Raw genomic sequence first — 15,811 nt, 5'->3', positions numbered from 1 at the left:
GGCCGGAACGGATCGCCCGACGTACACTGATTTACCAGTAGGTCAAATTCTTACCAGTACCCGCCCGATAGTCAAGAGGTAGAAGCACATGGCACCACGCACCTCATCGCACATCCTCGATGTCGCGGAGCAACTGGTGCAGAGCCGCGGGTTCAACGGGTTCAGCTATGCCGACATCGCCGCAGCCCTGTCGATCTCCAAACCCGCTCTGTACTACCACTTTCCGAGCAAGGCGGAGCTGGGCCTGGCACTGGTGCAACGATACGAGCAACGGTTCTTCGAGGCGCTGGCGGCGGTCGACGGCGCCGACGCTTCGGCCCGGCTCGAGCGCTACGCGAGCCTGTACGCGGGCGTCCTGCGCGAGCAGCGAATGTGCCTGTGCGGCATGCTCGCCGCCGAGTACAGCACACTGACGGCGGCGATGCAGGCATCGGTGGTCCACTTCTTCGAGCGCAACGTCGAATGGTTGTCGGAGGTGCTGTCGCAGGGGCTGCGGGAAGGAACACTGGCCTTCGCCGGATCTCCGAATGAGAAGGCACATATGATCATCAGCTGCCTGGAGGGCGCACTGCTGGTGGCCCGGGTCTACGCCGATGTCGACATGTTCCAGACGACGGCGGCGAGCCTACTGTCGGGGCTGGCAGCCGTTCCGATCGGCGAAATCGCCGACGCCGCAGGGTGATCCCGCCCCCATGGGAGGCCGTACCGACCCCGACGGCCGTGTATTCGACTGTACGACAACGGCTGCGGCTGATACGCATACTGGCGCCCTCGTTCGCTCGAGCTACCCGCACGCTCGTCCGCCGCATGAGCGATGAAGCGCTCGTACCGGATGTAGCGAGCGTGCCATCGGCTCAGCGACGAGTTGTCGCACATGAGTCATACGTGAACCCTATGAGGAATACTCCACGATGACTGGTGTCGCTTCGGACAGATTCGGTACTGTTTGCGACATGGAGGCTGCAGTATTCGTATTCGATCGCGTGGCCGATTTCGGCCTCGCATCGGTGGTCGAGGCCTTCAACATGGCCAATGCCCTACTGCCCGAGCTGGAATCGCCGCCCGCACCCTGGCACGTACGCATCGTGTCACTCGGCGCCAGCGTCCGGTCGGCGCACGGCCACCTGGTGCCGACCACTCCCCTGGACGATCTCCAGGGTGAGATCGACGTGATGATCGTGCCGGCGATCGGCGTTCTCGACATCCAGGAGTTGGTGGATCTGGTTTCCGGCCCCTCGAGTCATCCCCTGCTGGAACGAATTTCGGCGGCACATCGGCAGGGCACCCACGTCGCGGCCGCCTGCACCGGAACATTCTTCCTGGCCGAAGCCGGAGTGCTGGACGACCTGGAGGCGACCACCAGCTGGTGGCTGGGCCCTACCTTCCGCCGCCGATACCCGAAAATCCAGGTCCACGAGGGCCGCACCCTGTGCCGCGCCACCGGCGCGACCACCGCCGGCGCGTCCCTGTCCCACCTGGACCTGGCACTGTCGCTGATCAGAACGACCAGCCCGGCCCTGGCCGAACTCGTCGCCCGCTACCTGGCGATCGGCGACCGCGGCCCACAGATCGAGTTCTCCATCCCGGAGGTCGTCGCCCGTGGCAACTCGCTGGTCGCGTCCTTCGAGCGCTGGGTGCGCGAACGCGTCGCCGACCAGTTCACCGTCACCGATGCCGCCCGCGCCCTGGGCGTGACCCCGCGCAGCCTGCAGCGCGTGATGCAGGCCGAATTGGGCATGTCCCCAACGGATTTCGTCGACGAGATCCGTCTCGAGCGAGCGACGACACTGCTGCGCACGACCGACCTGTCGGTGGATTCGGTTGCGGCGCGGGTCGGGTATCTCAATGCCGGAACGCTGCGAGCGCTGTTCCGCAGGCGGCGCGGGAGGACAATTGCCGAGGTACGGGGACAGATCGCCCCTTGGCGATCGGGATCATAAACCCCAACCGGTCACAGCTGTCCCCGCTCATCCAGTTCGGTCACCGCGTCCTCGTATGCCAGTTTCTTGTTGGTCAGCAGATACAGCTTCACGCAGACTGTCAGATCCATCAACCGGAGCGTGGTTTCCGTTCCAGCCCAGCGAATCTCCGCAAACTCACCGGGTGTGCGAGTCGTGGGCGCACCGATCGCGGACGTGATGGCCGCCGCGGCCGCGACAAAGGCGTTACCGACCGCCGCACGGCTCGCGTCGTCCTGGCCGACGAGATCGGTGATCCGGACCTCAATTCCATCGACATACCCTGAGCGGCCGGATATTCGGCCGCCGGCCAACCCTGATCCGGTATCCACCATGACCGAATCGGGCTTCGACGAGAGCGTGGTCCAGCCGAATCCGGCCGCCAGCTGCGATGCATCGGCCATCAGCAACGGCCACGTCAAGGACTTCAGCTGCGCGGCCAGCCTGCCGACCTCGGTGTCGGTCATCGCGCGCAACTCCGTCATGTGATCACCCTAGTCGTGGCTGTCCGACCTCGTATGATGCCGCCGATAGCCTGGACCGATACCGGGGTACCGTCACGCTCGAGAACGAACTTGGTGATGGTCGTACTTCCGTTGATATCCGTACGTGCCAGCTCGTATTGGAATACCAGGGTGCCGTCGTGGAACGCGCCCAACAGCTCGTCTCTGGCCTGCAGCAGCTTCCGCGCCGCCGGGCTGTCCGGATCAATACCACGCGCACGCATGGTCTCCGGCGTCTCGTTCAATACACGGGCGAGATTCTTCTCGATTTCCAAAGTTCGCGCGTAGTACTCGGGTGCGCCCTGCTGTGCCCTGCCGGTGGGCGTGTCCGCAGTACCCAGGGGAGATCCGAGACCCTTGTTCTCGATGGCCTTGAAGATCGGCGGCTCGCCGGCTCGTGCCGGCACGAAAAGAGGAACATCGAAGCTCCCGCCGCCCTCCCACACCGTGTCGAGCGGCAGCATCACCACAGCATTCGGATGCACAGCCGGATCGTTTGCGTACGCAAATCCCGGAATATCACCTATCTGCCTGGAGGTATCCACCATATTGGGGCCGATATTGTGGTAGCGCTCAGCGATACCGCGAAGATCGTACAGCCGACTGATTTTCTCCTGCTTTTCCGCATCGCTCAGACTACTTTGATCTATGGCGGCCTCCTGAGCCGCAATGGCCGGTTCGAGCTTTTTGCCCGCCAGGTGGTTGATATCCCTGATACCGAACTCGGGCATCAGAGCCTTCGCTGCTGCACCGACAGAGTCGCGAAGACTCTGCTGCATCTGGCGCACCAAAACCTTACCTGCAAGCCTACCTTGCTCATCCCCGTCGGACATTACATAAGGATCGGATTTACCCTTCTGCGCCTTATATCTTATTCCCTTACCGGAAAATTGATAGGGTTCGTCGGCCGGTGCCGATGGCACGGCGTGCGGGGCGGTCCCGCCGGGATCGGCGATACCACCGCCGGTGACGTCCGGCCTCCGGTCGTCCGTTGGAACGTCCCAGAATCTGAACGCGGCTCGTCGGTGCGGCGGGATATATTGGCTCAGTCTGCTCCTGGCCAATGCATCGGGCGAATCGATCGCCCCGTGCCAGGCCTCGCCCGTAATTCGGCCGTGTTCGCGAATCTCGTGAAGACGATCGAACATGGCATCGATCTCGTCGCGGCCGAGCCCTGACTGCAGCATCCGGGATCGGAGCGTCGGGAGGTCGATGGCTCGTACTTTGGCGAGGAGATCAGCGGGTAGCGGCTTGTCGAGCTGCAGCATCACGAAATCGGAGTAGATCGTCGGATGTGCGAGGCCGGACGCGCCGCGCCGCGGGAAGGCGCCGGGGTTGTCGATGACGACCGGCCGGCCCTCCGAGGAAGTGGCATAGGTGTCCCGGCTCCGGACGCCGATGCCGATCACGTAGTCGTGGACAGCCATGAGCCGCTGGTCCTCGATTCGATACGAGTCTTTGGGCGCCGATGACGACAGATTGCGAGGAATCTCGGTGACGGCCCCGTCCTCGCCTGGTCCGTCGACGCTGCGGTAGACCGCGGGCGCCGCCAGATTCTCATCCAGCTCGAGGCCGAACAGGTAACTTGCCACGTTCTCGGCACCGGCGCGCCGGACCGAGGGATGCGCCGGCTCGAGCGTCTCCGGCTGTGCCGGATCCAGATCGGACGGGACCGGCGGCTCGTGGCCAGTCGGCGCGCCGGAATTCGGATCGTGGTGTACGGTCGGCGGCTGGCCCCCACCGTGCCCACCGCCGGCAGCGGCATTCTCCTCGTCCCGCGCTCGCTCGCCCTCACCCGGAGATTCGCGCGGGCGGCCGATGCCGACTCGGTTGGCATCGCCCAGTTGATGGATCGCGTCGTGCGCCTTCTCGTCGCGTTCGCGATCGTCGATCGGGATGTCCGGATGCCCGTTGCGATCGAACAGGATCGCCTTGACCGGGACGTCCCCCGGCCGCCGCGACAGATCGGTGAACTCCTTGACGATGCCCAGATCCCGGACCACAATCCTGTTGCCCTCGTTGACCATCAAGAAGGCGTGACCCCCCACCCCGTGGGCGTCCCTGCCGGAGAACATCTCGACAACCAGCGCCGCCGCACCGTGTTTGACACCCCGGGCCTGCTCATCGGGCGTCCCCAGCAGCTCGGCCGCGACATCCGCGCGACCACCGTTGAAGTCCCGAAACGCGCCACCGGCACATGCTTCGATCTCCCCGGTCGACATACCCTCCAAGCCGACCAGTCGCGCGGGCAGCCGGATGCCCGAAATCCTCCCGAACATCCGCAGCAGTTCACGCAACCCCAGCACGGCACACTGACCGCCACCGCGGCCGTGGCCGGTCTCGGCAGCCGGTCCGTCCGCAGGCACCGCGGCACCCGAATTATGCACCGCCGCCGGATCATTCGTGTGAGCACCGTCGCCGTGCGAGTGCGCCGTACCATCGGCGGATCGCCGCCCCCGACCCGAATCCGACTGCGCGGTACGCGGATCCGCCCCGTCGGGTCGCCCATGTACACGTGGTCCGGTGTGGCCGGCAGTGCCGTCTCCGGGGCTTTCCACCTCCCCACGTGGCTGTTCCGGCGCTCGCGCCCCCTGCGGCATCGGCTCACCGGCCTCGGGCGGACGCAGATCGATCACGGTCCCCTGTCCGGCTTCGTCCACCCGCGTTTGACGGAAAAATATCGCGACGCCGTTCTTCGCCTGTGCATTCCGGATATCTCGTCCTATCAGCCAGTCAGGCTCCGGGGAATTCGATACAACCAGGAGTCGCGTTGGCCTGCCGGGCAGGAGCGCGACGAACTTCTGGCCGGGGACAGGCGTGGCCTGCTCACTGGCGATCACGTCGCGGGCAAGGAGCCTGGCCGCCTCGCCACGCAGCGTGGCGACGGCATCGGCCGCGACATGAAAATCCGAGAGCCGCCGCGTCCCCGCCTTGACGTGCGGCCCAGCTGCCACGAGCTTCCGTTCCGCTTCCTCCACCTCATCAAAGAAGCTGTACAGTCTGCCGCCCGTAGCGCCTCGCGCCCACAGTTCCTGGATGTGATCCTCCAGAGCCACCTGAGCGGCCTGTATCTGCACCTTGAGCTGATCCGCATCGAGGGTGTCCCAGTGCTCGACCTCCAGCGAACGGGCCGATTCCCGCACATCGGCAAGCGCGCGGTCACGAACTGCCACCTGATCGGCGATCTGCGTGACACAGTCGGCGATCTCTGCGGCGAAGGTCGTCGGCCGGTGTGGACGTGCCGCACCCACTGTGGTCCACCCGGACGGTGACGAACCTTGGTGGGACGGAGTCGATCCGGACGGACCTCCCGCAGGTGCCGGCGGCGGGGACGCCGGCGGAGTCGGATGGGCCGCTTCGTTATCGGGGCCGCCCGACGCCGAACCTGACCGGCGACCATCACCGGAACCCGACACATCCGCAGCCGACCTCCCCGACGGATCCGACCGGGCTGCCCCAGCATCGGGCTCACCCGACGCCGACCCCGACCGGCCACCACTACCAGACCCCGACGTACCCGGCGGCGGGGCAGCCGACGCCCCCTCTTGACCAGCCTCGGCGTCAGGCTCACCCGACGCTGCACCGGATCGGCCACCACCACCGGAACTCTGCACATCTGCGGCCGACCCCGCCGACGGCTCAGACCGGGCCGTCTCAGCATCAGGCCCATCCGCCGGTCCCGACCGGCCACCACCAGAACCCGACCTATCCGGAGGTGGGGCAGCCGGCCGCCCCTGTTGAGCCGCCGCAACATCGGACTCACCCGACGCCGGACCCGACCGACCACCACTAGCAGTCCCCGACGAACCCGAAGGCGAGGCACCCGACGCCCCTACCTGACCAGCCTCGGTATCAGGCTCATCCGACGCCGAACCCGCCCGGCCACCGCCACCGGACCCCGACGAATCCGGAGGCGGGGCAGCGGCAGTCCCGCCAGGCTGCTCGGGCGGGTCTTCCCGATGAACAGTGGTCACCTCATTGCTGTCGATCAGGACACGTAGCACGACAACGTTTTTCCGATTCGGGCCTGCGATCGCATCGATCGCCGGGCGCAGCTCGACGGCATGCTCCAGCGCCTCGACGGGAGTCTCCGACTCGCCCCGGACCACGACTGCTACCCGACGCGGTGGGCCCTCGATGATCCCGACGCGGGGCTCACCGGCCAGCGGGTCCGCGTCTGCCGACAGCAGGGCATCGCGCACAGCCAGGTCCTCATGATGCTTCTCGGCCTGAACCACCGCCTCGACCGCATCGTGGTAGTCCCCGGCCGCGCGCTCCAGCTCGTCGTAGGCGTCGCGCCGTTCCTGGGCGGCATCGCGTTGCTGTTGTGTGTCTTCGGGCATCACGTGGCCGCGCAACCGACCCAGCACCAGCGGGAGCTGGCGTCGATCGGTCACCGTGTCGAACCGCGGTTTTCCGGGAGCGGCCGGGTCACCGCGATCGGCGGCATCCTGTTCGACCTCGGCCACCCGATCGATCGCTGCCTGGAGTTGCTGCTCCGCGACGCCCCGAGCCTGTACGGCGTCGCGGACTGCCTCAGCGGCGGCCGCCAGCTCGTCCTGCCGGCCCACCGCAACCGCAGCCCGATGTTCGTCGAGCAGGGTCGCCGCCCGCGCCAAATGGGTTGCGCGCCGGCGCACTTCGTCACGCAATTCGGCGTGCACTCGGGCCAGTTCCTGCGGGCTCAACCGCTCGTGCTTCTCGACCACACCGTCCCGGTATGCGTCGAAGACGCGCACATAGTTTTTGATCCGCCGCTGTATCTCGGCCTGTGCTGCGCCCCGCATTTTCCGACGTCGGTCCTGAAACTGCTTCTGCCAGTTCTTCCCGCGCTTCTTATATGCCTTCGCGTGCTTCTCGTACTTCTTCTCGAGATTCCGATACCCTTCACTCTTCGGGTCATTCAACTCCTTGTAGCGCTTCACGTACTCGGGCAGTTTCTCCAACTCTTCGCTGGCGGTGTCGAGGCCGATAATGCGGGCCCAATCGCGGTGCACACCATCCTCGTCGGCGGTGTGAACGGTGCCGCCGAGGCGATCGGCGAACTCTGCGAGATTACCGATCACATCGCGCAGGTGCGCCGGACTCGTGTCGTCGTGGACCGGCATTTCCCCACCGGCAACCGGCGCAGCCTCCGGCCGGCGAGCGAACGGCTCGGCGTTCAGAACGGCACGAACGAAATCCGCCACCGGCTCGGCTAGCGCGTGATCCGGTGAATGACGCGCTGCCCTGTCGAGTTTCTTGGTCAGATATTTCGCATCCGTGATGCCGGTCGCATCCCGGTGACGATGGAAGTCGTCGTCATACCGCTCTCCGTACAGGTCCTCCTGCCGCAACCCGAGCCGCAAAAACGGCTCGAGCTGCCGCGCCAATCGATCACGCGCGGAGGCGATTTCACCACTATGATCAGGCCCGACCTCGCGCACGCAATCCACGAGGGCCTCGACCAGCACCTGGCGTTGTTGCTTGGCCAGTGACGGGTCGACCAGTCGTTCGGCGATCTGCTCAGGGGTCGCCTCGTCGGTGCCGACCTCCTTCCTGATAAGGCTGTACAAATCCGCGTATGCGGTGTCGCTCAGGGTAGAGATCCCGGATCCGACGACGCGCGGGTCCGCCCTGGTATCGCCGGCCCACGCCTTGGCGGACTCGTCCAATGTCATGAGCGTGCGAGCGTATTCGGTCAGCGCCCGGGCCGCATCCGGACCGTCGCCCTCAAGCCGGACCGCTCGACGGATCGCCTTTGACAGCCTTTTCGAGCTCAGACCGGTTTCATCCGGTACAGACTTCAGATTCTCGTCACGCTTCTTCGGAAGGAAATCCTTCGGTTCGCATCCGAGCCGGCGGGCCAAGCGGTCTCGTGCGCCGTCGACGGCAGCGGGATCCGCACTACGCACCTCGCCGGCGAATTTGGTCAATTCCTTCGCGATGCGGCGGCGGGCGGACTTACCCAGGTGTGGGTCCGACAGCACGGACGCGATCCGCTCGGGGGTCAGGTCGCGTGCGGCCACGCCTAGTCGGCTGGCCAGGTCGCCGTGCGCCTGACCCAATCCTCGGAACTCTTCGATCTCGGTCGCGCTGCGGGCATAGTCGACAAGGGCCTCGATCTGCACCGCGCGCACCCCGTTGCGCAGTTGCTCGGCCTCGACGAGTTCGAGCCCACGGCGTAGCAGGTCGCCGGGTTCCTTCAGACCGAGCCGCTTCCCCAGAGCGTGCAGATCTTGCTCGACCTCCGCCCGGGAGCGCGGGACGCCCGCCGAAGCATTGTGCGCGGCAGGGTAATTCGATGCGCCCGCGGCCGGTGCTGGATCGATGGGGTGTTCCAGCACGGGATGCCAGGCTCCATTGCCCTCGCGGATCAGTGTCACTCGCACCCGGCGACCGTCGACGATGCCATCGAGATGCCGCACCTGCGGCGCACCGAGCTGTCCGATTCGGACCGACCCGTCGGGCTCCACCCAGCCGAGGCGATAGTCGGGCACGAGATCGCCGCGATTCACCGCCACGGCCAGGGAGGGATATTTTGCCAGCGTGCGGGCGAGAATCTCGTCGTGCTCCAGGGCCGCATCCAACACGACCAGCCGATGGGGCTGACCGCCGACACGCCAGACATTGTGTTCGACCTGCGTGGCGTTCGGATCGTGTGCGAGCCACTCCTCACCCGCCAGGTGCACCAAGGTCTCGCTGACAGCGCGGAACTTATCGTCGACACTCTCGTATTCCCGAGCCAGTGACCGTAGTTCCTCGAGTGCCCATATCCCCACCCCGGTACGGGCGCTCATCTCGATCCGAGCCTCGGCCATCCGCTCCGGATCCCGTGATGGATCCTCTGCGAGCATCTCCTCCCAACTGGCCCGCTGCTGGACAATCTGCTCGCGACGCAATGCATTCACAAAGAGGCTCGGCAGGACGGACTTGCTGAGGTTACCGTCCGAGTCGAACAGGTCGTGCCAAACCGGTGGGAGCGGGGCGGTCTTGTTAGGGAGCGACTGCCAGCGCAACAAGATCTCGAATAGATCGTCCCCCGCGGCCCGTGCCCCATCCAGCTGGAATCTCTGGGTCGGCTCATTGTCGTCGATGCTGGGGTAGCGGTTGAACCGGATGCGCCCGTCCTGGTTGCGGTACGCCTCGCTCGCTTCGGCCCAGCCATCGATCACCGCGGTGCGGCGGACAATCCGATATTCCAGGTGGTCGACGGCGCGCTGCACCGATTCGTGCGTCAGGTCTGGTAGATCGAGCCCGTGGTCTCGCGCGAGCTCGACGATCGCCTCGGCCACTTCCCGGCGCCTGGTCCGCAGCGCGTCGGCCTCCCGCAGCCAATCCTGCAGTACCGCACCGTCTTCAGATGATGGTGTGTGCTGCTCACCGTTGGCCGGGTGCGAGGGCTCGGCGAGGGACGGCCGTTGTTCGACGACAGGTGGTTCGGAATCCGGCGGCGTGGTTCTGCGGTTGAGGTGGTCGCGCTGCCCGTCCGGAAGGACCAGTTGGGCACGCAGTTTCGGGTCGGCCTCACTGTTCTCCGGCTCGTACAGAGTGCCGTCGGACAGGCGCGCGGGCGGTAGCTCGCTGTCGCGGTGGCGGTTGCGGAAAAAGTTCCCGACCCGTTCACGATTGGTCACGATCGAAATCACGTCGGCGGTCAGGCCGATCGGCAGCTTCGTCACGAAGTCGTTGACCGCGCTCAGGTGATCCAGGAGCGACATTCCATGCTCCATACCCGCGCCGCCGGAGGCGATGTCCGGATGGGGTTCGCCGTGCGGTGGCGATGGGAGCGCACTACCCGATCCGGACGGTGCACCGGTGTGCGGCCTGATCGGAGGCGCGAAGAACCCCTGCCACAGCCGACGCAGCCACGACTTTCTGCCTGCCCCAGCCGCATCGTCCGCATGCTCGGCCGACACGGACTCACGAGGCACCTCGTCGACGACCCGCCAACCGCCGGCGTCATCGGACTCCACGCGCAGTCGAACCCGCTCGCGCCCGAGCTCGACCACGATCTGGTGCCCCTGCTGCTCCGGGTCGTGCAACGCGGTATCGAGCGCCACGAGATCGGCGATATCGTGGGCCCGCTGGATCACCCCGGCCCGCAGATCGGCCAGCCGACGTGCGGCGCCCGTGGGAGTCTCGAAGTCGGCTGCGTTGGCGCCAAGTCGTCGGGCCCAGTCGTCCCGGATCGCCCCGAGCCGCGCGCCTTCCTCGGGAGTCGCTGCGGCGTCCGCGCGCAGTGCATGGTCCGCAAGTGCCTCGATCGCGGCGGCACGCAGAATATTTCGAACCTTCAGCTGCTCCAGGATGTTGCCGCGATCGGCGCTCGCAAGGTCCTCCTGCCGCAGGCCGAGCCCTCGCAGCAACTCCTCGCGCGCGTTCTGAGGGGACCGGACGCGCGGTGTGGCGGCCGAGGGTGGCGATCCCACGGACTTCTCGGAAGGGCCGAAGAACTCTCCCCCCCGAGCCCCGCGGATTTCACCTTGCACCCGGACTTCTTCGGCGAGTTCCCGCAGCGCACGGCTCGGGTCGGGATGGTTACCGAGAGCCTCTCGCAATCCGATCGCTTCGATCAAGCGGGGAACGTAGCCGGGGTCGGCCGGGTCGAGTGGTGCCTCCGGGTCAGCGGCGTGCTCGACACCGTGCTGCGCCAGGAACCTCAGCACTGCCGGCATCGGATGATCACCGAACCTCCGCTGTTCCTCGCCGCTCCCCGGCGGCTCGCGCACTCGGCCGACGCCCACCCAGTCCGCCTCGGCGACCTGCTCCTGCGCCTCGCGCAGCAACCGCTCCCGGGTCGGCTCATCGATCCGATCGACCGGCACGCCCTCGTGGTCCAGGAAGATCGCCCCGATACTTTCCACATCATCCGACAGGCGGGACAGATCCTCGTGGACCTCCCCCGTTCCCAAGTCTTCGACCGTGATCCGGTCACCTTCACGCCACAGCAGATAGGCGTGACCACCGACCCGGTTTCCGTCGCTCCGCCCGTACATGTCCACCACCAGCGCGGCCCCGCCATCGGGCACCCGATCCGCGACATCGGTATGCCTGGTGAACTGCTCCTCCAGCCGCCCTCCTGTCGCCCCCACGAGTTCATCCCGCGACATCCCTTCAACGCCGATCAGACGCGCGGGCAGGCGAATTCCCGAACGCTCGCCGAAACGCAGAAGCAACCTGCGCAGCGCCCGTATCCCGCACTCGGCGTTCTTCGCGGCGTCCCCGGGTGCCCGGTGCTCTGGCGCCTCGGTGTGCGACGATCCCGGATCATGTTCTGCCACCGCGTGTCCGGAGCCAGCGCCGGTCGCATCGGCCGAGCCGGGTTCGAGCACACGCTCGGGCAGCACCTCGTCGCCGCTCTCCCGGGTATACACCTCGCTCAGGCCCAGGCCGGGCTTACCCGAATCGCGCTTGCCCGATCCGTACTCGGCGCCGCCGTGCCTGCCGCCTCCGGCATCGTGCGCCGGCCCGGGGGGACGACTACCGTCGCCGAGGTCCGGGCGCGCGGCCCGTCGGCCCTCACCGACAGGGTGCCCGGTGGCCATCTCCGGCCGAAGGTTCTCCTCCGGCCGACGTGGGATTGTGCCCGTGACCGGCTCGGATCCCGGAATCATCGCGGGCTCGGCGCGAGCTTCACCCCCATCGCCGGACGTCGGCCTCGGGACGGATCCATCCATACCGGCGAGTTCGTCCGCCGGTCGACGTGTCGCCGCGGACGAGGGCTCGGCGGTCGCACCGGCGGGCAGATCCTCCACGCGATCGGGCACCGGCCCCGGCAACGTCCCGCTCAACCCCCGCCGCAGCTGCCCGGTCGGTGGTGCGGCGTCCGACTCCGAGCCGTCGCCCGCGGCGTGTGCCGCGTCGATATGTGCTCGCGCCGTGGCGGATTCGATGCCGGTGAGTTGATATCCGATCACCGCGTCGTGCAACTCCGCCCGCTGGGCGTCGGTGAGCTCGATGCCGTTACCGCCGGACAGCAGCCGGGTCAGCGTGTCGACGGCTCCGAACCGGTTGGCGGGCGAGCGCAGCAGCCATGCCGCGTGCTCGGGCAGGTCGGCGGTCGCCTCGTCGAACCGCACGGACGCGTCATGATGGGCGACCATCGCGCGCGCATACGCCAGCAACGCCGGGTCCGCCTCGTCGCCGACCGTCTCGGCGGCCCGATTCAGGCGGTCCAGACGTTCCTGCGTCTCGCGGTCCCGCACCGCCGTGTCGCGCAGCGCGCGAAGCCTCGCGGGATCGGTCGCATCCACGTCGATCCCCACAGCGCGTGCGGCATCGGCGAACTCGCGCCGGGCCGCGTCGCGCGGGCCCCGATCGAGCTGACCGTTGCGACCCACGAACGCGTGGTCGTTCGCCGCCGCGTCCCGCAGCGCGGCCACGGCGGCGGGATCCGCGGCAGCGACGTCCACACCCGCGTCTGCCAACGCCCCGATCCACCGCTGATCGGCCTGCGCTCGCGCGTCGACAACGGCCTCGTGCAAATCCCCGTAGCCGGCGGACTCGCGGCCGATGGCTGCGATGCCATGCTCCGCGTCCACGTGGTCACCCGACGCAACCACACCGTGGGAGTCGACCCCCGCCGGGGATTCCGCACCCGGCGGACCTGCCTCACCGATGCCATGGTCGCGGTACGGCAGACCCGCAGCATCCGCGGACGTCGAGGTCGGCACCCCCGAATGTTCGCCTGCCTCCGATGGTCCGGCCGGGCCCGCACCCCCGGCGGGGTGACCCGCGCCGTCAACGCCGATCTGCCCGGCGACAGGCTCCGACGTCTCGAGCGGAGGCCGGGCAGCATCACCTGCGGTGGGTGAGACCCGCAGATCAGGCGGAGCAGCCCCCGCTGACCAGCGTTCCGGGGCACCCTCCGAGCCGCCGTTGCCGCCGCCGGCGACTGAGGAATTGCGTTGGGGCACAGCGGCATCCGGTGTCATCGCAGCACCGGGACCCGCACCTCCCCGCACCTCCGCATGAACGGCCTCGAAGCCTGCAATGTTCGCCGCCGCGGACTGCGGCACAGAGGTATCGGGCCGCGACACGGCCGAAGCGGCGTCCGCAATCGACGAGGTGATGGGACCCGCGCCGGACAGCGGCTCCGCACGGACGCCCCCTCCGGCGGCGACAGATGCCAATACCGGCTGCCGCACCGCAGCGTCCGACACTGCTGGAGGCTCCACCGCCGGGGTGTTGTGTTCCTGCGGAGGAATGCCTTCGGAACTCCCAACTGCCACCGGCTCGGATTGCGGCACAACGGCATTCGGCACCTGGGTGTCGGCGCTCGCACCGACCGACACCTCTGCACGGCCCGGCCCAGGTCCCGCAGCGATTGCCGACTCGGATGGCGACACTGCCGATTCTGCCCGATGACTGACCACCGGACCGGCTGCCGCAGCGGCGCTGCGGGCGCCGGTCATACCTCCCCGGGCAGGATCACCCGCCAGGTTTTTCGTGCCAGCCGGGTCGTTTGCGCCCCGGCCGCCGGTGGCACCCCCGCGCCCGGTTACCTCGGTGGTCCGATTGGCCGGGCCCGCGGAGGGTTTCGGCACCTCGCCGGTGCGACGGTCCGATGTCACCCCTTGCCTGGCATCGAGCTCCTGGCGAAGGCGTTGGAACTTCTTCAGCGGCACCGGATCTCGGGGGGACCGCGCGACGTGCGCCCTTGCCTCGGCATATGCCTTGCCCAACCTGTGCTGATAATCCTGGCGAAACCCGTCGTCGGGGCCCGTCGCATCGGGCGCGGTGCTTCGCACCGCGAGGTTGCCGAACATCTCGTTGATCTGATGGAAGTCAGCAGGAGCCACAATCCCTTTGTGCATCGCGAGATCGCTGTTGACCATACCCAGGCCGTGCATTGCACCGATTGCCAAGAACTGCTGCGGGTTCAGCCCGGACGTCAGGTGTGACCAGTCCGCTTGGTGACCACCGGTCGGATCGAGCACCCCGAGCCCCGCCTCGCCTGCCTGGAACAGGGCCCGGCCGGCGGTGTCCCCCAACGCCATTCCCGGAACGTTCAGTGCCGCCGCGACCCCGGTGCCGACGAGGAACCGGGTCACAAAGCCCTCCTGGGCCAGTTTCTTCCCCACCACCTCCCCGGCGGGATGCCCGAGGACTACTCCGCCACCCCAGGACAACGCCGTGGATAGGAACTGTTCGGTGTCGAACCCGCTGCGTTGACCCCGCACGATCTGGTCGGCCTGAATGGCCAGATCCAGGGCCGCCCCCTGCCTGGCCTGTCTGAATCCCTCGTGTGCGGCACTCTTCGCCAGCTCCTTCAGGGCCGCCTTCTTCGCCGCCTCCTTCGCCGCCTGGTCTGCCGCCTGCTTTGCCGCTGCGCTCGCGGCGTCTTGCGCGGCTTCCTGCCCGATCGCCTTCAATGGCAGCTTCGCAGCGGCTTTCTCCGCAGCATCGCCGCCGACCTTCGTGATCAGACCGGCGCCGTCGCGGGCCGCGGCCTCGCCCAGCTGCCGACGGGCGATGTCTCCGGCACCATCGGTCGCGAGGTCCACCAGCGCGTGTCGCCCGGCGGCGCCGCCCGCCTGCCCCACAAAATCGGCGGCGACGTCACGCGCGGCAGCCCGGCCCCCCTGCCCCGCAACGTCCGCGGCCATATCGCGCCCCGCGATCCTGGCCCCCTGTCCCACGAGGTCCTCACCGGCGTGCCGTGCCGCACTCGCACCCAGATCGCCCGCGGCATCGCGGCCGATGGTCGAAAGCCCGTCGCGCCCAATGGTTTGAGCTGCCTTCTCCCCCAAATCCTGTGCGACCTTCTGGGAAATATCTGTACCGAAGTGCTCGAATACCTTGGGCATCTGCTCGGCCAGCATCGCCGCGATGGCGTCCGCCTCCGCATCGCGCGCGACCACCTCGGAGCAGTCCTGGAAAGCCAGCCGCACCAGCTGCCGGAATGCCGCGTAAACCCCGGGGGCGGCCGCATTTCCGGCGGCCGTCATCGCCAGCTGCGCGACCTGGTAGGCCGTCATGGCGCAGAAGAAGTCCTGCAGCTGCTGGGTGTAGTCGATGCTCGTCGCGGCGTTGTACGTCATGCCCTGGACCTGGCGCATCGACGCGACGGTCGACTCCAGGTTCGTCTGCCCGTCGGAGATCATGTAGTCCGACTGCTGATGGAACGACGCTTCACTCTCGCCGACCAGGTGCGCACCCACGTCCTGCACCGCGTTCTTGATCGCGTCGATCCAGCCTTCCAACTGGTCGGCGAGCCCAGACCACTGGTCGCCGAACGCGCGCATCTGATCGGGATCGCCGTTCGGGTACGACTGACCGAAGTTCAGGATCTCCGCCGTGGGCCACAGCCACGACGGCAGGCGGGCCCAACTCACATCGGGCCCCTACCAGGATATTCGAGGCAAA

4 protein-coding genes are annotated in these 15,811 nt (G+C 67.4%); 2 read left to right on the top strand and 2 right to left on the bottom strand.

The window, feature by feature from the left end; all coding sequences use genetic code 11:
• Nucleotides 1–88: 88 nt before the first annotated feature.
• Both KO481_RS25775 and KO481_RS25770 read left to right on the top strand, forming a co-directional pair.
• On the top strand, nucleotides 89–682 hold the full coding sequence (locus KO481_RS25775; RefSeq protein ID WP_215920586.1) for a TetR/AcrR family transcriptional regulator: 594 nt from the start codon (nucleotides 89–91) through the stop codon (nucleotides 680–682).
• A 271-nt stretch (nucleotides 683–953) separates the two neighbouring features.
• Entirely contained in the window at nucleotides 954–1,940 is a 987-nt protein-coding gene (locus KO481_RS25770; RefSeq protein ID WP_215920584.1) for a GlxA family transcriptional regulator, read from the top strand.
• Between the two features lie 11 nt (nucleotides 1,941–1,951).
• Here the strand turns inward: KO481_RS25770 and KO481_RS25765 are convergent, their stop codons facing one another.
• Entirely contained in the window at nucleotides 1,952–2,443 is a 492-nt protein-coding gene (locus tag KO481_RS25765) for a DUF6301 family protein (RefSeq protein ID WP_215920582.1), read from the bottom strand.
• Entirely contained in the window at nucleotides 2,440–15,780 is a 13,341-nt protein-coding gene (locus KO481_RS25760) for a WXG100-like domain-containing protein (protein ID WP_215920580.1), read from the bottom strand. The genes KO481_RS25765 and KO481_RS25760 overlap by 4 nt, the downstream gene beginning before the upstream one ends.
• Nucleotides 15,781–15,811: the final 31 nt, after the last annotated feature.

The sequence above is a fragment of the Nocardia albiluteola genome (assembly GCF_018860155.1).
GTDB classification, from domain to species: Bacteria; Actinomycetota; Actinomycetes; order Mycobacteriales; family Mycobacteriaceae; genus Nocardia; species Nocardia albiluteola.
This window is presented reverse-complemented; position numbering and strand designations above follow the sequence as displayed.